23 protein-coding genes are annotated in these 26310 nt (G+C 61.7%); 10 read left to right on the top strand and 13 right to left on the bottom strand.

What is annotated here, in order from left to right:
- Nucleotides 1-21 precede the first annotated feature (21 nt).
- From AB4Z25_RS23940 to AB4Z25_RS23905, 8 genes are all read right to left on the bottom strand, one after another.
- Nucleotides 22-1347 carry a BatD family protein gene (locus tag AB4Z25_RS23940; RefSeq protein ID WP_442209511.1) on the bottom strand — a complete coding sequence of 442 codons (1326 nt, stop codon included), beginning with the start codon at nucleotides 1345-1347 and terminating at the stop codon, nucleotides 22-24.
- On the bottom strand, nucleotides 1344-2897 hold the full coding sequence (locus tag AB4Z25_RS23935; protein ID WP_442209509.1) for a VWA domain-containing protein: 1554 nt from the start codon (nucleotides 2895-2897) through the stop codon (nucleotides 1344-1346). The genes AB4Z25_RS23940 and AB4Z25_RS23935 overlap by 4 nt, the downstream gene beginning before the upstream one ends.
- Complete coding sequence (locus AB4Z25_RS23930) at nucleotides 2894-3883, bottom strand: vWA domain-containing protein (protein WP_442209507.1); 990 nt, start codon at nucleotides 3881-3883, stop codon at nucleotides 2894-2896. Before AB4Z25_RS23930 ends, AB4Z25_RS23935 begins: the two co-directional genes overlap by 4 nt.
- Nucleotides 3870-4382 (bottom strand): DUF4381 domain-containing protein, encoded by a 513-nt coding sequence (locus AB4Z25_RS23925; protein ID WP_442209506.1) that lies wholly within the window; start codon nucleotides 4380-4382, stop codon nucleotides 3870-3872. Before AB4Z25_RS23925 ends, AB4Z25_RS23930 begins: the two co-directional genes overlap by 14 nt.
- Nucleotides 4382-5335, bottom strand: coding sequence for a DUF58 domain-containing protein (locus AB4Z25_RS23920; protein ID WP_442209504.1), 954 nt, complete (start codon nucleotides 5333-5335; stop codon nucleotides 4382-4384). Before AB4Z25_RS23920 ends, AB4Z25_RS23925 begins: the two co-directional genes overlap by 1 nt.
- Nucleotides 5332-6309, bottom strand: a complete 978-nt coding sequence (locus AB4Z25_RS23915) for an AAA family ATPase (RefSeq protein ID WP_442209502.1) — start codon at nucleotides 6307-6309, stop codon at nucleotides 5332-5334. The genes AB4Z25_RS23920 and AB4Z25_RS23915 overlap by 4 nt, the downstream gene beginning before the upstream one ends.
- 63 nt (nucleotides 6310-6372) lie before the next feature.
- On the bottom strand, nucleotides 6373-8004 hold the full coding sequence (locus AB4Z25_RS23910; RefSeq protein WP_442209500.1) for an arylsulfatase: 1632 nt from the start codon (nucleotides 8002-8004) through the stop codon (nucleotides 6373-6375).
- A gap of 185 nt (nucleotides 8005-8189) precedes the next feature.
- Entirely contained in the window at nucleotides 8190-9401 is a 1212-nt protein-coding gene (locus tag AB4Z25_RS23905; RefSeq protein ID WP_112389975.1) for an alpha/beta hydrolase, read from the bottom strand.
- Between the two features lie 169 nt (nucleotides 9402-9570).
- On the opposite strand from AB4Z25_RS23905, the gene AB4Z25_RS23900 reads away from it, so the two are divergent.
- Nucleotides 9571-10977 carry a DUF1254 domain-containing protein gene (locus tag AB4Z25_RS23900; protein WP_442209498.1) on the top strand — a complete coding sequence of 469 codons (1407 nt, stop codon included), beginning with the start codon at nucleotides 9571-9573 and terminating at the stop codon, nucleotides 10975-10977.
- Between the two features lie 35 nt (nucleotides 10978-11012).
- Here the strand turns inward: AB4Z25_RS23900 and AB4Z25_RS23895 are convergent, their stop codons facing one another.
- Nucleotides 11013-12317 (bottom strand): aspartate aminotransferase family protein, encoded by a 1305-nt coding sequence (locus AB4Z25_RS23895; protein WP_442209496.1) that lies wholly within the window; start codon nucleotides 12315-12317, stop codon nucleotides 11013-11015.
- Entirely contained in the window at nucleotides 12314-13366 is a 1053-nt protein-coding gene (locus AB4Z25_RS23890; protein ID WP_442209495.1) for a phosphotransferase, read from the bottom strand. The genes AB4Z25_RS23895 and AB4Z25_RS23890 overlap by 4 nt, the downstream gene beginning before the upstream one ends.
- Before the next feature lie 110 nt (nucleotides 13367-13476).
- Between AB4Z25_RS23890 and AB4Z25_RS23885 the strand changes: the two genes are divergently transcribed.
- The gene (locus tag AB4Z25_RS23885) at nucleotides 13477-14694 is read left to right on the top strand and encodes an ROK family transcriptional regulator (protein WP_442209494.1); all 1218 of its coding nucleotides are present in this window, start codon (nucleotides 13477-13479) and stop codon (nucleotides 14692-14694) included.
- Nucleotides 14695-14696: 2 nt separating this feature from the next.
- Here the strand turns inward: AB4Z25_RS23885 and AB4Z25_RS23880 are convergent, their stop codons facing one another.
- Nucleotides 14697-15722: an SIS domain-containing protein gene (locus AB4Z25_RS23880; RefSeq protein WP_442209492.1), complete on the bottom strand. Its 1026-nt coding sequence runs from the start codon at nucleotides 15720-15722 to the stop codon at nucleotides 14697-14699.
- A gap of 28 nt (nucleotides 15723-15750) precedes the next feature.
- Complete coding sequence (locus AB4Z25_RS23875; RefSeq protein ID WP_442209491.1) at nucleotides 15751-16641, bottom strand: N-acetylglucosamine kinase; 891 nt, start codon at nucleotides 16639-16641, stop codon at nucleotides 15751-15753.
- A 139-nt stretch (nucleotides 16642-16780) separates the two neighbouring features.
- Between AB4Z25_RS23875 and AB4Z25_RS23870 the strand changes: the two genes are divergently transcribed.
- The 7 genes from AB4Z25_RS23870 (at nucleotide 16781) to AB4Z25_RS23840 (ending at nucleotide 23868) form a co-directional block, all read left to right on the top strand.
- On the top strand, nucleotides 16781-18031 hold the full coding sequence (locus AB4Z25_RS23870; protein ID WP_442209490.1) for an extracellular solute-binding protein: 1251 nt from the start codon (nucleotides 16781-16783) through the stop codon (nucleotides 18029-18031).
- Between the two features lies 1 nt (nucleotide 18032).
- Nucleotides 18033-18968 (top strand): carbohydrate ABC transporter permease, encoded by a 936-nt coding sequence (locus AB4Z25_RS23865; RefSeq protein WP_442209488.1) that lies wholly within the window; start codon nucleotides 18033-18035, stop codon nucleotides 18966-18968.
- Nucleotides 18969-18997: 29 nt separating this feature from the next.
- Nucleotides 18998-19828, top strand: a complete 831-nt coding sequence (locus tag AB4Z25_RS23860) for a carbohydrate ABC transporter permease (protein ID WP_112389966.1) — start codon at nucleotides 18998-19000, stop codon at nucleotides 19826-19828.
- Nucleotides 19829-19848: 20 nt separating this feature from the next.
- Nucleotides 19849-20901: an ABC transporter ATP-binding protein gene (locus tag AB4Z25_RS23855; RefSeq protein WP_442209487.1), complete on the top strand. Its 1053-nt coding sequence runs from the start codon at nucleotides 19849-19851 to the stop codon at nucleotides 20899-20901.
- Nucleotides 20902-20910: 9 nt separating this feature from the next.
- Nucleotides 20911-21675, top strand: coding sequence for an SDR family NAD(P)-dependent oxidoreductase (locus AB4Z25_RS23850; RefSeq protein ID WP_442209485.1), 765 nt, complete (start codon nucleotides 20911-20913; stop codon nucleotides 21673-21675).
- Nucleotides 21676-21787: 112 nt separating this feature from the next.
- On the top strand, nucleotides 21788-22792 hold the full coding sequence (locus AB4Z25_RS23845) for a GlxA family transcriptional regulator (RefSeq protein ID WP_442209484.1): 1005 nt from the start codon (nucleotides 21788-21790) through the stop codon (nucleotides 22790-22792).
- Nucleotides 22793-22902: 110 nt separating this feature from the next.
- Complete coding sequence (locus AB4Z25_RS23840) at nucleotides 22903-23868, top strand: diguanylate cyclase domain-containing protein (RefSeq protein ID WP_442209482.1); 966 nt, start codon at nucleotides 22903-22905, stop codon at nucleotides 23866-23868.
- Nucleotides 23869-23872: 4 nt separating this feature from the next.
- Here AB4Z25_RS23840 and AB4Z25_RS23835 read toward each other — a convergent pair whose 3' ends face one another.
- Nucleotides 23873-24886, bottom strand: a complete 1014-nt coding sequence (locus AB4Z25_RS23835; protein ID WP_442209480.1) for a LacI family DNA-binding transcriptional regulator — start codon at nucleotides 24884-24886, stop codon at nucleotides 23873-23875.
- Nucleotides 24887-25107: 221 nt separating this feature from the next.
- On the opposite strand from AB4Z25_RS23835, the gene AB4Z25_RS23830 reads away from it, so the two are divergent.
- Nucleotides 25108-26247, top strand: coding sequence for a sugar ABC transporter substrate-binding protein (locus tag AB4Z25_RS23830; RefSeq protein WP_112389961.1), 1140 nt, complete (start codon nucleotides 25108-25110; stop codon nucleotides 26245-26247).
- The last annotated feature ends 63 nt before the right edge of the window (nucleotides 26248-26310 follow it).

Below are 26310 nucleotides of genomic sequence, written 5' to 3'. Positions count from 1 at the left end.
CAACGGTAAATGCCGCCGCATTTACGTCCGGTGCAGCGTAAATGCTGACCTTCGCAGTGCTGCAGGGGTGTCTGCGCCCGGGTTGAGCGCGGGCAATACCATCCGTGGGTGTGTGCCCGCCCGGTGACCGCCGGCCGATGTCACGAGCCGCGCCAGCCGCTGCCGGTCGAACGCGCTGCTGCGGCCTCCATAAAGCGTGCTCTCAAGACCAGTGATCTCATCTGCCAGATCGGGATGACCGCTTGCCGCCCAATCATGCAACGTGCGAAAGCCTTCCTCACGGCTCCATGCCTGAAGGGCGGCATAGACTCCAGCTAGGTCCGCGGACAGGATGGATTTTTGCAGACCGCGCAGCAGGTAGCGGCGCGATGTCTTAAACCGCAGTTCGGCAGCCGACAGATATCGCACGAGCGCGCGCGGCAGGCGCCCCATTGCCCATGCTGCGGCGCCAGCGGCCAGCCCAAGCAGGATAACAAGCATCAGATGCCGCCGCTGTTCGAAGGGAGCAGCCATCTTAGGTCCTTGCACGTCGGGCGCAATGCCGGTCCTTGCAGGCGCTGCTGCGACAAGGACTGTAGTCGAAGGCAGACGAGCGACGGTTATCCCGCCACTGTCCAGATCGAACCAGGAATAGTCGATCGGAGGTATCGCGAACCGGCCCTCGGCCGTAGTCGTGTACACGAGGGTTTCGGTCCTCCGGCTTGCGGTATCGCGACCGATCGCAATGCCGTCTTCCGTCTTCGCCGGTTTCGCATATTGCGTCAGCCCAGGAGCGGCACCGGCCGCGACCGGCGGGATCATGATGGCCTGGGTATTCCCGGCGGTAATGGTGATCGTGCGCGTCAGGGCATCACCCGCCTTCAGCGCCGCAGGATCCCGGTCAAAGGCCTGCGCGATCGTCAGGCCCCGGGCGGCAAAACCTGCTCCCGCGGTCGCGTTCCCGTGGGTCTCGAAACTCAGCGGATTGGTTTGCACCGTTACGCGAAGCGGTTTCCCATCGACCGCGTAGCCGAGTTCGATATCGATTGCAGGCACCGCATAAGTACCCGGCACCTCCGGAACGATGGCATAGCGCGTGCGAATGCCGGCATACTGAATTCCGTCTGCCGTCTCGGTCAGGTGTTGAGACCGCTCGCCGGGCAATGTGACGAGGGCATCCTGAATGCCGAACAGCGGGAATTGCGGCGGCGAGGTGAAGAAATCGGGCACGAAGACATCCACCGTCACATAGACCTGCTGCCCGGGCACGATCTTGCCGTCATCCTCCACTGAGGCCCTGGCATAAGGCCCGGCTGCGAATGCCTGCAGCGGGCAGAGCATCAGCATGATGAGCCAAAGGTATCTCACGGCTTCTTCTCCTGAAGCTCCATTGCAAATTTCCGGGCCATCAGGTCGGCGGGGCTGACCTCGATGTTCTTCATCCACATTTCCGAAGTCTGCTCAGCAACCGCGACGGTTCCGGCCTTGCCCTGCTTGCCCTTGTCGTCGAACTGGACGCTATCCGGCTTCTCGTTGGGATCCTGCGGCTGGTCAGCCTGTTCGTCCTGCTTCAGCTTGAGCAGCCGTCGAGCGATGGCCAGATCGGCATCCGCTTCCGGCCAATTGGGCCGCTTTTCAAGCGCCTTGCCGTAGGCGGCGACCGCCTCCTCCAGCTTGCCGAGATGCAGCAGCGCATTTCCCTGATTGAACCAGCTGGCGGCGCTGCCGTCAGAAGCAAAGGCATCGACCGCATCCTGGAACCGTCCGGCGCGGTAGAAGGCCGTACCCTTCCACATGGGGTCCCGGAAATGCGCCGATGCCGACGCGAAGTCCCCGCGTTCGAACGCGAGCTGGCCCTGCTGGTCAGGCGTCAGCCACATATTTGCAAGATCCGCCGCTTCCGCCGTCGCCGGCGCTGCGAGCTTCAGCAAGGCAAGCAATACGGCGACCTTTACGACCCATCCGCGCCGGAAGGAGAGGGCGAGCAGCAGGGCTGCGGGCGGCAGCAACCACCAGCCCGCATCATGCCAGCGATCGCCCTCACTGGCGGACTGCTGCGCAAAGCTGGTGCGAATATGCTGGCCAACCCACCGGACATCGGCATCGTCGGCGGTGAGAGTGGCGACGGATGCGCCAGATGCACTTCCAAACGCCTTGAGCGCGTCGAGGTCGAGCTTGGCGACGACCCGGCTTCCGCTCGCTGCGGTGAGGAAGCTGCCGTCCGCCTGCTTGACCAGACCGCCTTCGGCGGTGCCGATGCCAAGGACGATCACAGGGCTGCCGGTATTCCCGGCAGCGCCGGCAGCCGTCTCTTCTATGCCGTCGGTCATCAGCAGGATCGTGCCGGGACTGCCATCCGCGCGAAGCAGACTGCCAGACAGCGCCAGAGCGGCGGCAGTATCCTTGCCGGGTTTCGGCATGATGCGTGTCGCCAGCGCATCGGTATAGGTTTCGATGAGCGCTTGGTCCTCCGTCAGCGGTACGACGAGATGCGCCGTCCCGGCATAGGCGACCACCGCGGTGCGGGCACCGGCGCGGGCCGTCAGGATGTCGTGGATCTTGAGTTTGGCGCGTTCCAGCCGGCTTGGCGTGATGTCGACGGCGTCCATCGTCGGTGAGAGATCGACGGCTATGACGAGGGCGGCCGAATCCGAGACGAAGGGAGGCGCTTCACGCTGCCAGGTTGGTCCGGCACCGGCGAGGATGGTCAACGCGGCCAGAGCCGCGACCATCCAGGCCGGCCGCAGATGGCGGCGCCGATCGGGCTCGATAACCAGGCTGTCGAGGAGGTGCAGGGCAATCATGTCGCTCCAGCGGGTCCTGCTGTCTCCGGCGCGATGTGCCAGCCAGACGATCACAGGGGGCAGAGCCAGTGCAAGCAGCCACCACGGCCGCAGGAAATGGAAATCGGCGGTCATCCGGGCGCCCTCCGCCTGATGAGGCCGGCACCGCCGGAGATCAGATAGTAGCCGCCGAGCAGGACAGCTGCGGCTGCAGTCGGCCAATGGAAAAGCTCCGTGCGCGGCCGCCAGGTCAGAACTTTCTGGTCTTCAGGCGTCATACGGTCGAGCGTGTCGTAGATGGTCGCGAGTTCCTGCTGATTGCCGCCGAAGAAATACTGGCCACCGCTGCTGGCGGCGATCTGCTTCAGGGTTGCCAGATCGAGCTTGTCTTCGCCGGTGGCATCAGGGTCGCCGATGCCAATCGTGTGGATCGTGACGTTCTTCGCCTTGGCCACTTCAACGGCTTTGAGGGGCGGCATCTTGCTTGCAGTGTCGTTGCCGTCAGTCAGCAGGATCAGGACCTTCTCAGGCACCGTGGTCTTTTCGAACATGCGGATGGCAAGGCCGAGAGAGTCGCCCAGTGCCGTTCGCGGTCCGGCGATCCCTGGCATCAGGTCTTCGACCATCGTGCGGACGAGGGCATGATCCATGGTGAACGGGGCGAGCGGATAGGGCGCATCACCGAAGGCGATCAGCCCGATCCTGTCGCCGCCGCGCTTGCCGATGAAACCGGCCACGACCTGGCGGACGGCATCGATACGGGATTCGAGCGCGCCCTGGGGCGTGCGGAAGTCTTTCGCCTCCATCGATTGCGACAGATCGAGCGCCAACAGGATGTCGCGCTGCGGCTCCTTCTTCTCGATCGGGGGGTCGACATATTGCGGGCGCGCCAGCGCGATGACGATGAGGCACCATGCAAGCGCGAGAACGGCGGTCTGCACCCATCCTCGCCGCGCGACGACCGAACCCTCGCTCGGTGTCACACCGGCTGCCCGCGCGACCTGGTCGAAGAAGGGCAGGCGGATCGATGTGGAGGTCTCGCGTTTCGGCGGCAGAAGCCACCAGACGAGTAGCGGTACCGGCAGGAGAAGAAGCAGCCAGGGAAGATCAAGCTGATACATGATGCTTCTCGATCCAGCGGCGGGCGCCGAGAGCTGCATCTTCGACGGTGCCCGGTGCAAGGGCAGAGAGCGCGGCATCCGGCCGGTATTCCAGATCGTCGAGAACGCCATTCAGCGCCTTACCGGTACCTCCTGACGTGCTTAGAAACTGGACCCAGTCCGCGCCATCAATCGCCGCCACGTCCTTTCGCGGCCAGGCGGCGAGGGCAGTGCGCTTCACGAGTTCGGCGATTTCGCGCAGCGCAACGGCCGGCTTTGTTTTCGCGGTGCTGCTTTCGATCTGATCAAGCTGCCGTATAGCCTCCCGGCGGTAGGCATTTCGGTGGTACCGGAGAGCCGCAAGGATGACCCAAGCGAGAGCAAGCGCACATGTGATCATCGCGAGGACGGCCCAGCCCCAGGTTTGCGGCATCCAGGATACCGGCGGCGGGACGGCAATGTCGTGCAGCGAGCGCAGCGCCGTTTCCGTCATCGGATCGAGTTTCGCGGCCGGTTCCATCAGCGCCTCCGTTGGCGCCAGGCCGATTGTTCCAGCATTTTGCGCAGCTGCGGCGCCGTTTCTTCCGCCGCGGAAATCGGCAGCATCGGAAGGCCAAGTTCTTTCTGCCAGGCACGCAATTCGTTGCCGCGATCGGTGGCGAATTTGCCGATGGCGGCGCGAACGGCGCCGCGGCCAAGGCTGAGTTCCGCCTGCAATGCTCCGCCGCTGACGACGATCTCGCCGCTGTTGGGCAGTTCCAGCAGAAACGGATCGTAGATCAGCAGGCATATCACGTCATTGGCGGCGGAAAGCTGCAGCAGCAGGTCGCGTGTCACGGCGCCGTGGCCGTCGAAGTCGCTGACGATCACCACAAGATGATCGTGGCGGGCGATGCTGGCTGTCTGGCGCAACGCATCGTCAAGCGCGGTTGACGCAGGCGCATCCGCATAGGCTGCCGAAAGCCGCGCGTTCTTCTCGGCAATGCGATCGGCAAGAGCAATGACCGCATTGCGGCTGCGATGCGGACGGACTTCGCCGATGCCGGTATCGCCGAAGACGAAACCGCCGACCCGGTCGCCGGAGCCGAGGATGCGCCAGGCGCAGAGCATCGCGGCTTCGGCCGCCGTCACCGATTTCATCGACCGGCGGCTCCCGAAGAACATGTTGATGCGCTGATCGACGACGAGAATGGCGGGGCGTTCCTTCTCTTCGCCGTAGATCCTGACCACCGGCCGCGATGTCCGCGCCGTCACCCGCCAGTCGATGGAGCGAATGTCATCTCCGGGCAGATATTCGCGCAGTTCTTCGAAGATCAGACCGCGGCCGCGCAGAGCCGATTGCATGCGCCCGGCCATCTGCTGGTGGCTTCTGGCTTTCTGCACGAAAGTCAGGTCGCGGGCCCGGGCTTCGAGCGCGACAAGCTGGTCGGTCGAGACATGAACGCCATCGTTTGCCGCCGCCGCTTGTTTCATGAGACGGCCACCAGTTCGGTGATGCGGTCGATTACCTGATCGGCAGGCGTGTTGGAGGCATGGGCTTCATATGAGAGGATCAGCCGGTGACGGAACACGTCGTTAACGACGGCCTTCACGTCATCGGGCGTCACGTAGTCACGGCCCCGGAGCCAGGCGTAGGATCGCGAAACCTTGTCGAGGCCGATGCCGCCGCGCGGGCTGACACCGACCTGCAGGAGAGCGGCAAGATCCTTGTTGTAGCGGTCTGGATAGCGCGTCGCGAATACCAGGGCGACGATATATTTCTCGACGGGATCGGACAGTGTAACCGCGCCTATTTCCCTGCGGGCATCGAAGATCGACTGCTCGCTGAGACGTTCCAGCACCGGCGGTTTGGCTGTCGTCTGGGCAGCGTTCTCTTCGCTCCGGTTGAGCTGCATGATCAGCGCTTCCGACTTTTCGCAGGGGTAGCCGACCTCGATATGCATCAGGAAGCGGTCGAGCTGCGCTTCAGGAAGCGGGTAGGTGCCCTCCTGCTCGATCGGGTTCTGTGTCGCCATCACCATGAAGAGATCGGGCAGCGGATAGCTCTTGCCGCCGACCGTTACCTGCCGCTCCTCCATGGCCTCCAGCAGGGCGGATTGCACTTTCGCTGGCGCCCGGTTGATTTCGTCGGCGAGGATCAGATTGGCGAAAATCGGTCCCTGCTGAAACTTGAATTCGCCCTTTCCGCCTTCGGAAAAATAGATCTCCGACCCGGTAATGTCGGCGGGCAACAGGTCGGGCGTGAATTGAACGCGTGAGAGATCGGCGGCGAGGTTCTTCGCAAGGCTCTTGATCGCCCGCGTCTTGGCGAGCCCTGGCAGCCCCTCGACGAGCAGATGACCGTTGGCGAGCAGCCCGAGCAGCAGCCGTTCGACCATGGCGTCCTGACCGATGATGGATTGGCCGATGCGTTTGCCGAGCGCAATAATATCGTCGCGTGCCGTCATGAAACCCTCGAGGAATAACGGGAAATGGGAGACGCGCACAGATACGCGCCTCCTTCGTCGTTGTTATTTCTCGATGCCGCGATCCTTGAAGGACTGGTCGATCGCCTTGTCCACCTGGGCGCGGACGCCCTCGATGTTGAAGCTGGCGACCCGCTGGCTCGGCGGATATTTCACGAAGGTCTCCAGAAAATTGGCGGCTTTCAGCTGACCTTTGACCAGCAGATAGTCGTTGCGAGTCAGCCAGTCGTTATACTGGTCGGAAACCGTATCGGCGCGTTCATACGGGTCCATTCGCAGGTTGAACAGTTTGGGAATGCGCCAGGTGATCAAAGGCGTACGCCACACTGCAAAGCCACCGGACGCAGGCTGCTCCTTGAAGACAACTTTCCAGTCGTCGTAGCGTATGCAGACCAGATCGCCATCGTCGTCGAAGTAGTAGAAGTCGCTACGTGCGCTCTTGTCGGACTTGCCGGTGATGTAGTCCAGCTGGTTATAGCCATCGAGATGATTCTTGAACGTCGTGGTGCTGCCCTGTGGCTGCCAGCCATCAAGGAGGCGTTTCTTGACGTCGGGATCGCCTGCTGCCGCGAGCAGTGTCGGGAACCAGTCGAGGCCGGATATCATGCCGTTCGAGATCTGGCCCGGCTGGATGTGCCCGGGCCATTTCACCATGGCGGGCACGCGGAACGCGCCTTCCCAGTTGGTATCCTTCTCGCTGCGGAAGGGCGTTGTCGCCGCATCCGGCCACGAGAATTGATTGGGCCCGTTATCCGTGGTGTAGACAACGATGGTGTTGTCGGCGATGCCGAGATCGTCGAGTGCCTTCAGGAGCTTACCGACGTCGCCGTCGTGCTCCACCATGCCATCGCCATATTCGTTGCCCGGCATGCCGCTTTGACCACGCATGGATTCACGCACATGGGTGAAGAGATGCATGCGGGTGGTGTTCATCCAAGTGAAGAACGGCTTGTTCTGCTTGACTTGACGGCCCATGAAATCGATTGCGGCAGCGGTCGTCTCGTCGTCGATGGTCTCCATGCGCTTCTTGTTCAATGCGCCGGTATCCTCGACTTTACCATCGGCAGAAGCCTTAATGACGCCACGCGGATTGTACGCCTTGAGGAACTCCTGATCGTCCTTCGGCCAGTACGGCGCTTCGGGCTCTTCCTCGGCATTGAGATGGTAGAGATTGCCGAAAAATTCGTCGAAGCCATGATTGGTCGGCAAATACTCGTCGCGGTCGCCCAGATGGTTCTTGCCGAACTGTCCCGTGGCATAGCCGAGCGGCTTCAGCGCCTGGGCGATCGTCATGTCGCCGGCCTGCAAGCCTACAGGGGCGCCTGGCGCGCCGACCTTGCAGAGGCCGGTGCGCAGGCAGGTCTGCCCGGTGATGAATGTCGAGCGGCCTGCCGTGCAGCTGTTTTCGGCATAATAGTCCGTGAACATTATGCCCGCTTTCGCGATGCTGTCGATATTCGGCGTCTTATATCCGACGACGCCGAAGGAGTATGCGCTGATATTGGTTTGGCCGATGTCGTCGCCAAAAATGACGAGGATATTGGGCTTGGCCGCAGCCGTGCTGGCGGCAGGCGCTGCCTGCTGAGCGTTTGCCGGCGAAAGGAAGGTCGTCGATGTCAGCGTCATGGCGACGGCAACCGCCGCCGAGAACAGCTTCTTCTGAAGAGATACCGTCATGACGCTCTCCTCGCTGATGGATCGTTCAACATTGCAGTCTCCCTTGTGCCGGGCGGCCGCGCCTCCGGCTTCTGATCGTCGTCAGGCGACGCCGCAGGAGACTTGTTCCTTTCAGTAGCGGGCGGAAGTACGTAACAGTAAATCCCGGCGTAACTGAGCGTAAATGCTGGAGTAAACCGGCCGGCTCATTGCGTCAGTGGCTTGGATTGCTGGTCTTCCCGCAAGGTCGCTCCGACGTCCGAGTCCGCGGGCCTGTGCGCCGGTTGTTCAACGATCGTCAGTGGTGCCGCCACCGCTGTGCCCGCCACCGTCCCGACCGTGCGCACCGTGCCGCCGACGACGGCCGCCACGCCTTGGCCGAGCGTGATGTTGGAGTCCGTCAGGGTCTGCCCGGTCATCAGCCGCTGACCGATCAGCTGGACGATCTCCGGGCTCTCGGCGAACTTGCCATGATTGAGCCGGTCGCCGGATTTGACCTGGGTGAGGTCGATGGCAGTGATGGAGGCCTCAGCGAGCTTCGATCGATAGGGCTCCTTGGACGGGTCGATGGCGCCGAGGCGTGAAACACGCCCGGTAATGAAGCTCGATAGCGCCAGCGCCCGGTCGTCCTGCGACACGAAGATGGTGAACTTCGGCCGCGGTTCGCCCATCTCGACGAATTGCTTGGCGAAGACCTGAATATCGATATCGGGCGATGCCAGAATGACGTTGTGGATCTTGCGGTTCACGTGGCCGTCGCGAATGCCCATCTGCCGGAGAGACTCCATCGCCAGCCATGTTCCCATGGAATGGGCGAGCACCGTGATGTCTTTCACCTCAGGGTCTTGCGCCAGCACGCGAAGCGTCTGTTCGAGCGCGGTCCGCGAATAATTGGTGCTTTCCTTGTCGTATTCATAGCCCGTCACTTCGGCACGAGACGGCCAGGTGAAGAGGATCGGCGTGGCATGCATGCCGCTGTCATGGACGATCTGCGCCAGCCGGAAGACGGAATCCTCGTATTTGTTGTTGAAGCCGTGGATGAAGACCAGCGCATGGCCGCCTTGGATATGCTGCTTGAACCAGACGCGCCCTTCGGGGACCGTAGCGATCGGCTGGACGTGGGTCACCGCGAAGTCGGTTGCCGGATTCGGCGGCAGGCGTTTCGGCCATTGCACCTCGCCGGATTTCCTGCCTGGCGGAAGCGATACCGAAATGTCGGTGAGATAGGGCTTCGGGCTGCGCTCGCCGTTGAAAAGCGTGGCAGGGTCGCCGGATGGCTGGCGCGTCGTGGCAACGAGCATATCGACCTGCGCGGTCTTCGGCGTTGCCGCCGTCAGCACCACAGGGGTCATGACGCCGCTCGGATGTCCGCAGGATGCAAGCAGCAGCACAATGGCGAAAACAGCTGATATCTTCATTCCGGCTCCATCGATCCCCAACGCCGGCACAATAGGCATCGCGCCCGCACGCGTAAGTACGCAACGGTAAACCGCTGTAAATTTACGGTCCGGTCAGAGGCGTTTACCGTTGCGTACTTATGTTCCCTCTTCGGAGCGCTATCGTCGGTGCAAAGTGGAGGGCAATCCCATGAAGCTGCTACCGGCGCTATGCCTGCTGTTGTTGACGAGCCTGCCAGCGATGGCGGCAGACAAGACGAGAAGCGAGATTGCCGATCGCGAGATCGAGCGAAAGGCAGTCCAGGCCGTCGTCTGGGGCATGCCTGCCGTCAACTACGATCTGATGCGGCAGGAAATGCTGAACAAGACACCGGGCAAGGTTGGGCACGTTATCTATTGGGGCAAACCGCTTGACTGGAAGAACCAGACGCTGACGCCAAATCCCGATGCGCTCTACTTTATGGCGTTCTTCGACACGAAGGACGGGCCTGTCGTTCTCGATCTTCCTGCAGCAGAGGCGAAGGGTTCCTTCAACGGCAATATTGTTACGGTTTGGCAGCAGCCGCTTGAAGATGCCGGTCTGCTCGGCGCGGACAAGGGAAAGGGCGGAAAATTCCTCATCCTACCGCCTGATTACAAGGAAACACCGCATGACGGATACATCCCGCTGAAATCCAATGTCTACGGCGGCTATATACTGTTCCGCTCCAATATGGCGAGCCATGACACCGCCGATGTTGAGGCCTCCATCGAATATGGAAAAAAGATGAAGGTCTATCCGCTCTCGGCAGCGGCCAATCCCCCTCAGACCGTGTTCAGCGATGTGAAGGACATCGTTTTCGATTCGACGATCCAATGGGACGCGCGCTTCTTCGACAATCTCAATCGCGTCGTCCAGGAGGAGCCGTGGATCGCGCGTGACCGGGTCATGATCGATCAGCTGAAGTCGCTCGGCATCGAGAAAGGCAAGCCCTTCAAACCGGATAGTCACGTCAAATCGTTGCTGGCAAAGGCCATGAAGGAAGCGCAAGCCCTGCTTCAAGCAAAATACGATGACGGTTTTGCGCCGTTTTTCAGCGAGACCAGCCGTTGGACCTTTCCAGGCTATGCCGACGTCGTCACGGCCGCCCAAAGGGATTTCGACGAGGCGGATTCCTATCCTGTCGATCATCGCGGGGTGATCTACACGATGGCCTATATCGGCATCAAAAGACTGGGCGCCGGTCAGTTCTACTCGATCTCCATCCGCGACAAGGACGGCCGCGCCTTCGACGGGCGCCACACCTACAAACTGAACGTGCCGGCAAATGTGCCTGTTCAGCAATATTGGTCGGTGACCGCCTATGACCGCAAAACCCATGCGCTGATCAAGAACGTTTCGCGCGCCAGCCGATCCTCGCAGATTCCGGATCTCGCAAAGAATGCCGATGGTTCCATCGATCTCTATTTTGCTCCAAAGCCGCCGAAGGGCAAGCATGCCAATTGGGTCCCCACCAATCCGAAAAGGCACTTTGAATTGATGTTCCGCGCCTATGGGCCAACCAAGGATTTCTTCGACAAGAAATGGGTACTGTCCGATGCCGTCAGACTTCAGTAGGCCGCCGCCTTGCCTTCGTGCCGTAGCGGGCCTGTTCACATCGCGCTTAGCGTCTGCTCCAATGCGTCCAGAAACTGATCGGCATGATCGCGGGTGAAGACCAGCGGCGGTCGGATTTTCAGGACGTTGGCGTCAGGGCCGCTGGCGCTGATCAGCACCTGTCTTTCCCGAAGACCGTTGACGATGCGCGCTGCAAGCGATGCCGACGGCCTGCCGCTCTCGACGATATCAGCCCCGATGAAAAGCCCTGCGCCGCGGATATCGCCGATCCCCTGAAAGCGGGTCTTCAGCGCTTCGAGTCCGCGCAGGAAATGGGTGCCGACGTCGCGGGTATGGGCAATGAGATCCTGATCCTTGATGAAACGCAGCACGGCCATGCCTGCGGCGGCGGCGACAGGATTTCCGCCGAACGTGTTGAAGTAGCGCGAGTTCTTGCCGAATTCGGCGATCATCTCGGGTCTGGCGATCAGTCCGGCGACGGGATAGCCGTTGCCCATCGGCTTGCCCGTCGTGACCAGATCGGGCACGACGCCGTGGCGCTGGAATCCCCACATCGCCTCGCCGGTTCGCCCGAAGCCCGGTTGCACTTCGTCGGCGACGAAAATGCCGCCCGCCGTCCGGATCGCCTCGACAGCCGGCTTGAGGAAGCCGGCATGGCCGGGGATGACACCGTCGCTGGAGAAGATCGTATCGACAATCAGCATCGCCGGCTTGATGCCGTGGCGTTTGAGATCGGCAATTGCGGCCTTCACGCCGTCGGCAAAGGCGGCTTCCATCTGTTCAGCCGGAAGCGAAGGATCGGGTGCGGCGACGGTGCGCACATGCGTTCCGAGATCGACATTGGGGCCGAGCGAGGGCGAGAAGGCGGCGACTGTCGCCGTGACGCCGTGATAGGCATGCGCCGTCACGATGATGCCGGTTCCGCCGGTATGGCTGCGGGCGATCCGCACGGCCAGATCGTTGGCCTCGCTGCCGGTGCAGGTGAACATAACTTGGCTCAGTTCATCCGGGCATGTCGCGGTGAGAGCCTCGGCGTAATCGAGGATGTTTTCGTGCAGGTAGCGCGTATGCGTGTTCAGCGTTTCGGCCTGGCGGGCGATCGCCTCCAGCACCGCCGGATTGCCGTGGCCGATGGAGGCAACGTTGTTATAGGCGTCGAGATAGGCGCGTCCTTCTGCGTCGTAGAGCCAGACGCCTTCGCCGCGCACGAAATGCAAGGGCCGCTCATAGAACAGCCGGTAGGCCGGTCCGAGTACGCGTTCGCGCCGCGTGATCATCGATTGCTCGGCAGCGCTCAGGCGCTCGAAATCGCCGACTCCGAATGCGTTGGCCATGGTCATGCTAAGTCTCCGATAGTCTGCCGGAAGAAGGCGGCAAGCGCTTCGTCGCTATGATCCGCCAGGCGAATGAGCCCGGCAAGGGCTGCCGGGTGGTTGCGCAGGATGTAGTCGCGGTTTTCAGGGTAGAGGCTGGCACGCCATTCCGGGATGAGAACGGTCATCGCCAGCCGCGTCCGCAGAAGGCAGGGCAGTGCCGAAAGCTCGTCTGCGGAGAGCGGACGGACCGCATGATAGGCCTGAAGCATCGCAACGATAGCCTCCATCCCCTCGTCACCGCCCGCCTGATAGGACAGCGCCACGGCGAGATCGTTGATCAGCGGCGCCTCGACGAGATCGCCGAAGTCGATGACCCCGGTGATCTCCGCAGGGTCGTCTGCCGCTACGAGAATGTTGTGCGGATTGAAATCGTTGTGGATCACTTGCCGTGGGAGCCCGGAAAATCCGCTGGAAGCGAGACGCTCGAAGCCGTCGAGCGCTGAAACGACGAGGCTGCGCCGCTCTTCGCCAACGTGAGAGGTGAGGGGCCGCAAAGCGGCGGCGTTGCGGATGTCCCAGAGCAGGTTCTGCAGCAGCGGCTCAGGTCTGAAATCCGCCAGAGCATGACCGAGCTGCGCCAGGCTGCGCCCCAGCGCTTGTATCTGCGGCACGGAGCGCGGTGCCTTGTAGAGCTGAACGCCATCCAGAAATGTCAGCATGCGTACGAAGCGCTGGTCGCTTCCGAAACCCAGCTTGAGGAGAAAATTGCCGTTATAGGCCGGGATCGGCTTGGGGAGGGGAAGCGCCAGCGGTTTGCGCTCGAGGTGGCGCAAGGCATCGGTCTGGAAGGTCAGCACATCGGCGCGCTCGGCCGTATTGGCGATCTTCAGGATCGCGCGCTGGCCATGCGCGGCCTGGATCAGGAAGGTCTCGTCGCGTTCGCTTGAGAGTACCGAAGCGCGGCCGGCGATGCAGAAATACTGGGCAGCAATGGCTTCGACGCGCGCAAGCGGCGTCCTCTCCAGTTTTGCCGTCAGGGCGTCGTTGGTATCGGGCTCGGAGGTTTGGGTCATCAAGCTGGCCTTTATTGACACCGGGTCACGGACGATGTTTGAAATTCGATGCTGCGCGATTTGAACGATGCGTTGCACGCAACCGGCCAATGCCGGACGAAAGAGAAGCAATGCCGCCAGCCACCATTCCGCCGCTTACCGAAAGCTCCCGCTCCGTTCTGCGCGTCGTTGCGTCTTCCGGCCCGATCACCCGGCCGCGGCTCGGCGCGATGCTCAATCTGTCCAAGCCGACGATGACCGCGGTCATGAACGAGCTCGGCGCATTGGGACTGGTGGCGCCGATCGGTTCGCAGCAAGGGGCGATGGGGCGTTCGGCCACGGTTTATGCCCTGGGGCCGGAAGCCGGTTATGTGCTCGGGATCGATGTCGGTGTCGCGCAGGTGCGCGCTGTCGCGCAGGGGCTCGACGGAACGCCGCTTGCGACTGCCGAACTCAAAATAGCCAAGCAGCAGCGCGCCACGACGGAAGAGGTGGCCGAGATCGTCGATGAAGCGGCGCGAACCGCGATCCTGGCGGTCGGCAAGCGCAGCAAGAACCTGCGCAGCATCGCCGTCGCTGTCCCGCGCATCGTCTCGCGCAACCGGCTGGGGCTGAGCCGCCGCAAGGGGCCGGAAGCGGTTCTGCAGCGGTTGCGGCAATCCGTCGAAGCGCCGATCCTGCTGGAGAACAACGTCAACTGCGCGGCCTTCGGCGAGCTTCGCGACGGCGCGGCGCAGGGCCGCGAGATCTTTCTGTTTCTGCAGATCGGCGTACGCATCGGCCTTGGCATCGTCATCGGCGGCAAGCTCTTCCGCGGCTTCAATGGTGCCGCGGGTGAGGCCGGCCGCCTGCCGTTTCCGTGGTCGGCCGGACATGTGCCGGAGCGCGAGGGCCTGGAACATCATTTGGGCTCCGATGCGCTGATGGAACGTTGCATCGCCGGATGGCCCGCCACCGCCGGGGAACCCCCGGCGACGGCACGTGAACTCTTCGACCGGGCGCATGCGGGCGAAAAAGAAGCTCTGCTCTGGGTCAACAGACATGGGGCCGATATCGGGAGAATGGTCGCTGGCTGCATCGGCTTCTTCGATCCGGGTCTCGTTGTTCTGGGCGGCGGCGTCGGTCAGAATCCGCTGATGCTCGATGAGGTCCGTCATGTCGCCCGCGACCTGACCTGGGCGACGGAGATTGCGGTGAGCAGCCTTGGCGTCAATGGCACCGTGCTCGGGGCTACCCGGCTTGCCGCCGATTATGCGCTGGCCGATATTCTCGGCGAAGCGCCGGATGCAACGCTGGTGCTGTCCGCCGGACCGGCCCCGGACGAGGGGCCGGAAGCGGCTTTCGGCTGATCTTACACTTCCGTCGGCGACCACGGCTTGAGCTTGGTATCGGTCTGGCGATAGCGGAAGGTGATGTTGGTCAGCCCGGCGGCGTCCTGCATGTCGCCTGTTATCATCTGCAGGGCGACGATCTCGATGATCGCATCGGCGATCGGGTGGTTGAGGCCGGGCACGGCGATCACCACCAGATTGTCACGCTGGGCAATGTCGTGGCGGTTAGTGATCAGAACAGAGGGGCAGCCGAAGCCGGCCATGTCCTCGGCGATCTTCGTCTCCCGGCCGTTGCCGAAGGCGATGACACCGGTTCTCCGATCCTGCGATTCCATCGGCCCGTGCAGATAGTTCATCGTGTCCCATCCGGCGGCGGGAATACGCACCGCCTCGCGGATCAACATCGCACCTTCGCCGGCATTGGCATAGCCGGTCCCGCCGCCGACGAGATCGATCGAGCTGCAGGCACCGAGCATTTTTGCGGCTTCGGACGCTTGTCCCGAGGCGGATTGCAATGTCTTCGAAACAGCGGCTGGCAGGCGGTTCCACTCGGGAGAAGAGCGTCCGCCCGCCAGCCTCTCACAGAGCAGCCCGATGGCGAGCAGCATGCCGGTATAACCCGTCGAGCTCGCGCCATTGTCGGAACCGGACCCCGTCGGAAGGACGGCGCCGGTGAGTTCGGCAAGCGGATTCTCGCTGCCTCTGCAGATCGCAATCTTCGGCGTGGAGGGCCTGAGCCGCATCACGTCTGAGATTTCACGGCTCTGACCCGATGCCGACAGTGCCACGAAGGCGCCGGCGGCGCTATCTAGCGCTTCGTAGAGATCGGTCGGGCAATAGGGAAAGGATGGGATGCCCAGCGCGCGAAGGTAAACGGCGCCCGCCATGGCGGCCTGATAGCTGGCGCCGATACCGGCAAAGCCTACTGTCTTGCCGGCGAATCCGCTGATATCGAGCCTGGCGAGCGCCTCGCGCACGACGCTCAGGCCTTCCGCCAGGCTTTCCGGCTGGCGGGCAACCGCGTTTTTGTAACCAATGCGTTCCATTTCCGCTTCCTCTGTCTATCCAATCGGTTCAGCCGAGCAGGCGGCGCGCGAGCGCCAGCGCGCCATTGACCGGGGCTGCGCGCAGCAGGGTGATTTCGCTCTTCGGAGAGACTTCCGCCATCGCTCGGCGAAAGGCCTCGAACAGGCTTGGCTGCTCGACAACGACACCGCCACCGATCACGACGTGACTGGCATCCGCACCGCGGCTGATCAGAATGCCGACGAGCCGGGCGAGGGCGGCGGCACCGTCCTCGATCACCCTGGATGCGAGTGGCGATTTCTTCGAGGCAGCGTCGAATACGGCATCGGCATAGCTGCCCCAGACCGCCGCGCCGCGCGTCTCGTTGAGCAGGCGGCCGATCTTCGTCGCGTCGTCGGTCTGCAGCTTCGACATCAGACCGGCGACCAGCGGATCGCCGCTCTCGCCGAGATCGATCGACTTGCGGATCGCCCGGGCGGCTTCCCTGACGATCGCTGCGGCACTGCCTTCGTCGCCGAGGATCCAGCCCCAACCACCAGCAACCAGCATCTCGCCTTCGCCGTTGCGTGCAACGGCGATCGACCCGGTGCCGGAGACGACTCCGATACCTGCCTCGAAGCCTGCCGCGGGAACCAGCAGTTCGGAATCGTTGACGACCTTGATCTTGCCGGTGAGGTGAGCGCCGAGGTCGCTTTCCATCTGCGTGCAATGCGGACCGGTGTCGCAGCCATGGGCACCGACAGCGATAGCAGCAGGTTCCGCCTTCGCCGTTTCCGTGATTAGCGCTGCGAGCGCGGCAGCATCGGCGGCCCGGTCCCATGTTCGCCAGTCGGAGGTGGGCACAACCGTATCAGCAACCACATTGCCGTCTTCGCTGACGAGCAGATGCGTCTTTGTGCCGCCGATATCGATGCCTGCGATCAGGCCGCTTTTCGCCATAGAATATATGCCTTCTGCATGAAGTTCGGTGGGCTAAAAAATATAGTTAGGCAGCTTTACAAACTATCTAGCCAAAAGGCAAGAACTATGATTTGTTAATGATCGTGAACACGCCCTAGAAAACGAAAAGGGGAGCGTAATGAGAGTGAGATCGATAGCAGGGCTGCTGACCGCAGCGACAATTGCCTGGGGGCTTTCGGCTCCCTTTACCTATGCCACGGACATTTCCTTCTGGACCTGGCGCCAGGAAGACAAGGCGGCCTACAACGAGCTGTTTGCCGACTTCACCAAGGAAAATCCGGATATTCACGTGAAGTTCGAATCCTTCCCGGACGAGAACTATCCGACGATCGTCTCGACGGCGCTGGCCGGCGGCAAGGGCGGCGATGTCATCCACACGCATGCGTATGGCTGGCTCGAGCAGTTCGTGAAATCCGGCTACTTCGTCAAGCAGGACAGCTCCAACATGCCGTCGCTGGCAAACATGTCGGCGGACGCGCTGCTGTCCGGCACATACCGTGCCGACGGCCAGGTCTATTCGTTGCCCTTCGCCTCACAGACCCTCGGCCTCTTCATCAACAAAGACGTCTTCGAAAAGACCGGTCTCAAGGCGCCCACCACCTGGGATGAGTTCATTACCGTTTCCAAGGCACTGAAGGAAAAGGGCATCATTCCGCTCGCCAACGGCCTTGGCACCAGCTGGTTCAACGAAATGTTCGTTGCTTCCTTCACCGGCCCGCTGCTCGGCCAGGACTTCGTCGCCGACCTGAAGACCGGCAAGGCGACCTTCAAGGATCCGCGCTACATCGCTGCGCTCAACAAGCTGCTCGAACTGCGCGACTACATGTCGCCAGGCTTCGAAGGCATCGATTATGATACCGCGGGCCAGCTCTTCGCCAGCGGCCGTGCGGCCATGCTTGCGGGCGGCAGCTTCGATATCGCTACTTACAAGGGCGAAAACCCGCAGATCAACATGGACTTCATTGCACCGCCGGCTGCAAAGGCAGGCGATGTTCCCCAGGCAACGAAGTTCTATGACGGCGGCTATGCGGTCAACGCAGCATCGCCGAACAAGGAAGCCGCTCTCAAGCTGGTCGCCTGGATGGGCACCAAGGAATTCGGCGACAAGTTCACCGCGCTCCTCGGCAACATCTCGCCGATCAAGGGCGTCGTCGTGAAGGACCCGCTGCTGGCAGAAGTCGCCAAGCTCAACGAGACCGCGATGCCGCACATCAACGTCGTCTATTTCCGCTTCCAGAAGCCCACGGGTTCCGAGTTGCTGCAGAACGACATTACGAAGATGATGTCCGGCAGCATGACGCCCGATCAGCTTGGCGCCGATCTGACTGATGGTCTCGCCAAGTGGTACAAGCCTTTCCAGGGGAAATGACATGAACAACGACCGGCGCCGCACGACGACTTTTCTGCCGCAGCGCCGGTCCTTGTGGATCTGCTTTCTGCTCTTCCCGGCGATGGCCGTGATGACGCTCTTCGTCGTCTGGCCATTGCTCTCCGCCCTGCGTTTTGCCTTCTATGATTTCAACGGCTTGCTGCCGTCGAACTTCATCGGCCTGGAGAACTTCCGCAAAGTCCTCTTCGAGGAGCCCTATAGCGACTGGACCTACAATGCCTTCTGGCACAATGTTATCGTCTTCGTCTCTCTGATGATCTTCGAAAACGGCACGGCTTTCCTCATCGCCTTCGGGCTGTTGAAGGGGTTGCCCGGCCATCGCATCCACCAAGTCATCGTCTTTCTTCCTGTGGTGCTGTCTTCCGTCATCGTCGGCTTTCTCTGGAAGCTGTTCCTGCATCCGCTTTTCGGTATCGTGAACGGCGCGCTGGCGCTGATCCACATCCAGGGACCGGCATGGCTCGGCAATGAGAACACGGCACTCGGCAGCATTATCTTTGCCAATATCTGGCATTGGCTGGGTTTCCCGACGCTGGTGCTGCTGGCCGGCATGCAGCGGATTTCCGCCGAGGTGATTGAGGCGGCGCGGCTCGATGGGGCAGGGGATTATGTTCTCCTGCGCCGCATCATCTGGCCGCTGATCGCCCCCAGCGTCACGATCGTCTGCATCCTGACCTTCATCGGCAGCTTCAACTGGTTCGAGATCCCCTATGTCATGGCGGGGCTGACAGGATCGCCCGGCGGATCGACCGATGTGCTGGGCCTCTATTTCTATCGCACGGCCTTCGGCAGCGTCACCAACGGTATCCAGGATTTCGGCCAGGGCAGCGCGCTCGCCGTCCTGATGTTCCTCTTCGTCGCCGGCTTCTCCTTCGTGGCGCTGCGCTTCCTGCGCCGCCGTGAAATCCAGCTCTAGGCAGCCCTTTGCCAGTTTCGGGAAACGACATGAAGAATTCCAACGAGTGGATCAAGAACGGCTTCATTCAGGCGGTGCTGGTGCTGAACGCACTCATCATGCTCTACCCGCTTGTCGTCATGGTACTTTCCTCATTCAAGAAGAATGCGGAGATCTTCACCTCACCCTTTGCCCTGCCGCAGAGCTTCGGCTTCGACAATCTGCAGAAGGTCTGGGATCAGACGAATTTCATTCGCTACATGCTGAATTCCTTTGGCGTCACGGCGGCCTCGATCATCCTGATCCTGACTTTTGGCACGATGGCCGCCTATGCGATCGCCCGCTATGAATTTCGCCTCGGCAGCGCCGTGCTGATGTTCTTCATCAGCGGCATGACGGTGCCATTGAAGCTGGCGATCATCCCGCTCTTCATCCAGCTCGATACGCTGCATCTGGTCGATACCTATGCTGGCCTCGTCCTCGTCTATGTCGCCATGGGCCTGCCGTCGGCGGTGTTCATCATGACGGGCTTCCTGCGCACGCTGCCGCGCGAGCTGGAAGAGTCGGCACGTATCGATGGCGCCAGTGAATTGCGGATCATGCTGAAGATCATGCTGCCGCTCGCGCGCCCAGCCATGGTGATCGTGGCAATCCAGAATGCGGTGCCGATTTGGAACGACTTCTTCTTCCCGCTGATCCTGATCACCTCGGACAATCTGAAGACATTGCCGCAGGGCCTTACGGTCTTCATCGGCGAGTTCACCACCGATTGGGGCGTGATGTTCACCGGTCTGACGCTGGCCGCATTGCCGATCACGCTTCTCTACATCGTGCTTTCCAAGCAATTCATTGCCGGCATCACCCAGGGCGCCGTCAAGTAATTCCAGGAGATTGGACCCGAATGAGCTCCGTGCAAATCCGCAGCGTCAGCAAGAGCTACGCCCAGACCAGCGTTATCAAGGATGTATCCGTCGATATTCCGGACGGCGAGTTCGTCATCCTCGTCGGCCCCTCCGGCTGCGGAAAATCGACGCTTCTGCGGATGATCGCAGGACTTGAGGATATCAGCGGCGGCGAGATCGCCATCGGCGGCAATGTCATCAACGACGTCGCACCTAAGTCCCGGGACATCGCCATGGTGTTTCAGAACTATGCGCTCTATCCGCATATGACGATCCGGGAAAACATGGAGTTTGCGCTTCAGCTGAAGAAGGTCCCGAAGGCCGAGATCGACGGCAAGGTGATGCGCGCCGCCGAAATCCTCGGGCTCCAGGATCTCCTGGCGCGCTACCCGCGCCAGCTCTCCGGCGGCCAGCGCCAGCGCGTTGCCATGGGCCGCGCCATCGTTCGCGATCCCAAGGTGTTTCTGTTCGACGAGCCGCTTTCGAACCTCGATGCCAAGCTCCGCGTCCAGATGCGCGCCGAAATCAAGGCGCTGCATCAGCGGTTGAAAACCACCACAGTCTACGTCACCCATGATCAGGTCGAGGCGATGACCATGGCAGACCGCATCGTGGTGATGCGCGCCGGTATCGTCGAGCAGGCCGGAACGCCGCTGGAGCTCTACGACAATCCCGCCAACATCTTCGTGGCGCAGTTTATCGGCTCTCCGGCGATGAATATCATCGAAGGAACGGTTGTTGGCGGCGCGTTCGAAAGCCTCGACGGCATCAGCTTTCCCCTGCCTGCGAATGCGCCAGCCGAGGGAAGCACGATCCACTATGGCATCCGGCCGGAGCATATCGTCCTGTCGGACAAGGGCGTGGCCGGTATCGTCCATCTCGTTGAGCCGACAGGCGCCAGCACCGAGGTGATCGTCAGCGTCGCCAAGCATCAGGTCGTCGTCCAGGCGCATGAGCGGCTGGTCGTGCAGCCCGGTCAGCAGGTCCATCTGGCCTACGATCCTGCAAAGGTCTGCCTGTTCGACGAGAGCGAGCAGCGCATCCGGATCTAGGAGCAGGCCATGAGCAGCAGGAAAAGTGTCATCATCACCGGCGCCGGATCCGGTATCGGCGCGGCAACGGCAATCGCCTTTGCCCGCAGCGGCTATGACGTTGCCGTCAATTACAGCCGCAACAGGACAGGCGCGGAAGACGTGGTCCGCCAATGCCTGGAAGCGGGAGCCGACGCGATCGCCATCCCCGGTGATATTGCCGGGGATGAGGATTGCCGGCGGATCGCGGACGAGACGATCCGCCGCTTCGGCAGGATCGACGCGCTCGTCAACAATGCCGGCGTTACGCGCCAGGCCCCAGCCGGAGATCTCGATGCCTCCAACGCTGCAGATTTCGAGGCGATCTTCCGCGTCAATGTCAGCGGCACCTATCAGATGATCCGCGCCGCCGTCCCCTATCTGCAGAAGGCGCCGCTGGGGTCGATCGTCAACGTCTCGTCGGACTCGGCCATCTCGGGCTCTGGTTCGTCGCTGGCCTATGCGGCCTCGAAAGGCGCCGTCAACACGATGACCCGCGGTCTTGCGCGGACGCTGGCGCCGCATATCCGCGTCAACGCCGTCTGCCCCGGCTTCGTCGATACTTCGTGGGCGCTCTCCTGGCTCAGCGAAGATGCCTACCGTGAGTTCAAGGCCGGGCTGATTGCCGCAGCACCGCTGAAGAGCATTCCTGAGGCATCAGATATTGCCGATGCGATCCTCTGGCTGACGGACCGCGCCTCGCGGATGACCGGGCAGTGCCTTGTCATCGATAGCGGGGCGAGCCTCGTAGAGTAAGTTCGGCAGATCAGACGCCGCGGACAGTCTGCGTGAATGTCGCCAACACTTGTGCACGCAATCTTGTTTCCGCATATGCTCGCGACAAACTTGCTGCCGGATGGATCTGCATATGCGTGGCGACAGAGCCAACTCACTGAAGTTGAAGATCGGCTTCCTGCTGGCGCGAAATTTTACGCTGAGCGCCTTTTCCCTGTTCGTCGATACGCTGCGGCTGGGCAGCGATCAGCGCGACAATTCCGGGAGAATTGCCTGCGATTGGCTGGTCATGAGCGCCGACAAGCATTTCGTGACGTCGAGCTCGGGCGTCCCCGTGCCACCAAACGCGTCGCTGAAACCACCCGCCGAGTTCGACTATATCGTGGTCGTCGGCGGCCGGATCAACGAGAAGGTCGAGGCGCTCGATAGCGCGGCTGTCTCCTATGTCGTCAACGCCGCGCGTGCGGGCGTGCCGGTGATCGGCCTCTGCACGGGCAGTTTCATTCTGGCGGAGGCGGGTCTTCTCCAGGGAAAGAAGGCCTGTGTCAGCTGGCTGCACCATGGCGAGTTTCGTGAGCGCTTCCCGGACATCTCCGTGACGTCGCACGAGCTGTTCGTCGAGGACGGAAATGTCATCACCTGTGCGGGCGGCAGCAGCGCGGCGGATCTGGCGGCGTTTCTGCTCAACCGGCATGTCGGCGAGTTCGCCGAGAAGAACGCGCTCGAAATCCTGCAGATCGCCAGACGGCGGGATGCCAACGAGATGCAGCCCCGCAATCCGATCGGGCAGGGCAGTATCGACGATGCGAGGGTCGAGAAAGCGCTGCTGACGATGGAGCAGCATATCGAAGATCTGCTCGATATCGAGGATATCGCATCGCAGAGCGGGCTATCGCGCCGCCAGCTCGAGCGCTCGTTCCGGGCGGCGATCGGCACTTCTCCGGCCTCCGCCTACCTGATCGTCCGGCTGGACGCGGCGATGCGCCTGGTGAAAACCACGAAGATTCCGCTCGCCGAGATCGCCATTCGCGCCGGCTTTCAGAATTCCTCGCATTTCATCAGAAAGTTCAGGGAGCGTTTCGAGGCACCTCCGGCCACCGTCCGGAAAAATATCAAGCTGCGCGGACTGAGCGGCTGAGACTGCGGCAATAAAGCCTGAGAAACAGAGTGTATCTTCGATGGCTGATAAACCGCCCGTCAATAAATCCATGTCAGATTTCCTCCATCCCATAGCCGGGATGGAGGAACATGATGCCGTCGTCGTCCCCGGTCAGGAAACGATCAAACCGAACGGACACTGTTGAGGTCGATCGCATCGATCTCGCGAGCGACGTCTACCATCTCAAGAAGGTCTTCGACAGCTGCTCCAAGGCTGCCCGCATCGGCGCCTGGGAATGCAGCCTTGCCGATGAGCGCCTGTGGTGGACCGACATGGTCTACGAGCTCTTCGATGTCGATCCGGGAACACCTTTGGTGCGCGATGAGATCGTCACCATGTATTCCGCCGAGACACTCAGCGAATTGAAGCGACTTCGCAGTGCCGCGATCGAGCAGCTCGGCAGCTTTTCGCTCGACGCCGAGGTGATCACCCGAAAGGGAAACCGCCGCTGGATCAGGATCACGGCGCGGGTCGAATCCGAAAACGGCAAGGCGGTGCGGATCTTCGGGCTGAAGCAGGACGTGACGCTGGAGATCATGATGCTGAAGGAAATCCGCCGTCGTGCCGATTTCGATCATCTGACGGGACTGGCGAACCGCTTCAGGTTCCATGAGCGCCTCGATACCCTCGTCGGGTCCGGGCTGGCGACCGACTGCGCGCTGCTGCTGGTTGACCTCGACGGCTTCAAACGCGTCAACGACAGCCTCGGCCACCGAGTCGGCGATTCCTGCCTGATCGAGGCGGCGCGCCGGCTGAATTTTGCCGCCGAAGGTGCTGACCTCGTATCCCGAATTGGCGGCGACGAATTCGCCGTCATTTACAGGAGCGCCTCGATCCAGCAGGTGGAGACCGCGGCAAATCGCATCGTCGCCGCCATGCAATGGAATGCGGGGGACGATATCGCACTCGGCGCCTCGATCGGCGTCGCATGGGCCGGATCGGGATCGACCTCTGCCTCGCTGTACGAAGAAGCGGACCGAGCGATGTATCGCGCCAAGGCGTCGGGGCGAAACCGCTTCGTCGTTCACCAGCCGCCCAGTCTCGACGCCGCCTGATCGCCTAAGATCGCTGTCCGCCCGTGCTCTCGCGCACGATCAGCTTGAAGCCGAGATCGATCTGCTCGGCGCCATGTGCAGCGCTGGCGTTGACGGCCGCCAGGACTTTTTCAGCGGCGAGCCTGCCGGTCTCGTAGCGTCTCGATGCGATGGACGATAGCGAAGGGGAGGCGCAGGCGGCAAATTCCAGGTCGTGGAAGCCGATGATCGAGATGTCGCTCGGTATCCGGATATTGTGTTTCCGGCATTCCTGCATGGCGCCAAGCGCAAGGTTGTCGTCGGTGCAGAAGATCGCCTCGGGAATGTTGCCCCGCTCGAACATCTCGGCGCAGAGTGCCGAACCAAGCGCGATGGAGCTGTGGCGGGGTTTCTGCGTCACGAGCTCGAGGCTTTGATAGTCCGCCTCCTTCATCGCCAGATGGTATCCATCGAAACGCGACTGGGAACGATGATCGAGATTGCCGCTGAGGAATGCAATGCGCTGGAAACCGCGCTCGATGAGGTGGCGCGTCGCCGCCCAACCGGCTTTCTCCTGCGACATCCCGATATTGATGTCGATCGGATCGTCGGAGAGCTCGAACGTCTCGACGACCGGCATATTGGCATGGGCAAGCAGCTGCCGCGCATGTGCCGTATGGTGAATGCCGGCCATGATGATCGCCTCGACCCGCTGGCCGAGCAGCGCCTTGACGGCATTTTCCTCCTCGAGTTCCGAATAGCGGCTGTTGACGACAATGACCTGAAAACCGGCGCCGACGAGCACTTCATGCAAGGCAAACAGATACTCGGCAAAAATCACGTTGTAGAGCGTCGGCACGATGACGCCGATCGCATGGGTGCGGGCAGAGGCGAGCCGGCTTGCGGCGATATTCGGCACGTAGCCGAGCTCCTTCACCGCGGCGTTGACACGCATGCGCAGGCCCTCGGAGACTGCATCAGGCTTGCGCAGTACCCGTGACACGGTAATCGGGCTGACGCCCGCGAGACTTGCAACATCGTCCAATGTCACGCGTCGCATGAAGTAATTCTCCGGTATGATATATTTCTCTATGTGAAGTCAGAATATCTATAGTTATGCCATAGTTGACAGCGCTAGCAAATAGAATTTGACAGCGCTGTCAACTATGTTACCTTTTTGCCGTTCCGGATATGGATGGGAATGGAGCCTTCCGGATCAAGCATGCCAATCAGATCATACTGGAGAGGCGGCTTCGATCCGCCTCGTGGAGGAGGACATTCATGCCCAAGTCGTTGAAAGCGAAGTCCATCCGGCTCGCTGGCCTTGCCGCGCCCATGCTGGCTCTTTTGTGCAGTGCTGCCTATGCGGAGCCGAAAGTCGTCTCCGGCCCGGCCGCCGATCCGCAATGCATGACGCCATGGGCGTCCGATACGCAATTCCTGCAGTTCCCCAAGAAAGAAGGCCCGTACCGCATCGCGCTGGCGAACGGCTATATCGCCAATACCTGGCGCATTCAGATGGTGCAGACGGCGAAGGCCTATGCCGCACAGCCTGACGTCAAGGCAAAGCTCAAGGAGTTCAAGGTCGTCTCCACCGGCGAGGACGTGCCGGCACAGATCTCGGCGATCAACAACTTCATTGACGCCGGATATGACGCCGTCGTCGTCGATGCGCAGAACCCGACAGCCTTTGGCCCGGTCATCAAGCGCGCCAAGGAGGCCGGTGTCGTCTTGGTTGCCTTCGACAACACGCTCGACAGCAAGGACGCGATCAACGTCAACGTCGACCAGAAAGGTCTCGGGGTCATCTGGGGCGATTGGCTGGTCAAGCATATGCCTCAGGGCGGCAAGGTTCTCGAAGTTCGCGGCGTAGCCGGCACATCCGTCGATACCGACCGCCACGATGGCATCAAGGAAACGCTCGCCGCATCCGGCAAGAAGTTTGACGTGACCGAAGTCGTCGGCAAATGGGACGACGGCGTCGCGCAGAAGGCCACGGCCGACGCAATTGCCACCAACGGCCCGTTCGACGGGATTACCGCCCAGGGCGGTGATACCGGCGTCGTCCAGGCGATGATCGATGCCAAGCATCCCTTCGTGCCGTTTGGTGGCGAAACCGAAAACGGCTTCCGCAAGCTCTGCGCTGCCCATGCAGGCGATGGCCTGAAATGCACGTCGGCCGGCACCGGTCCGGCCCAGGTCGCCGTCGCCATCAAGACGGCGATTGCAGCTCTTGAGGGGCAGGTGATCCCGCAGGCGATCAAGCTGCCGACGGCGCTCGTGTCCGATCCTGATTTCAAGGAAGGCCAGGATTACTATCCGAAGGAATCCGACAATTTCTTCGTCGGTAATGCCTTCCCCACCTGCGGCATCAATTTCACCGCCCAGGAAATCATGGGGCAGAGCAAGGAAAACCAGTAAGCGGTCCAATTTGCCATATTGACTGCGGGCGTTCGCGCCCGCAGCCTTGCTGTTGCTGCGACC

Origin of the sequence: Rhizobium sp. RAF36 (genome assembly GCF_052114105.1) — a bacterium.
Taxonomy (GTDB): domain Bacteria; phylum Pseudomonadota; class Alphaproteobacteria; order Rhizobiales; family Rhizobiaceae; genus Rhizobium.
The sequence above is the reverse complement of the archived record's forward strand: the minus strand, read 5'-3'. Positions and strand labels throughout refer to the sequence as shown.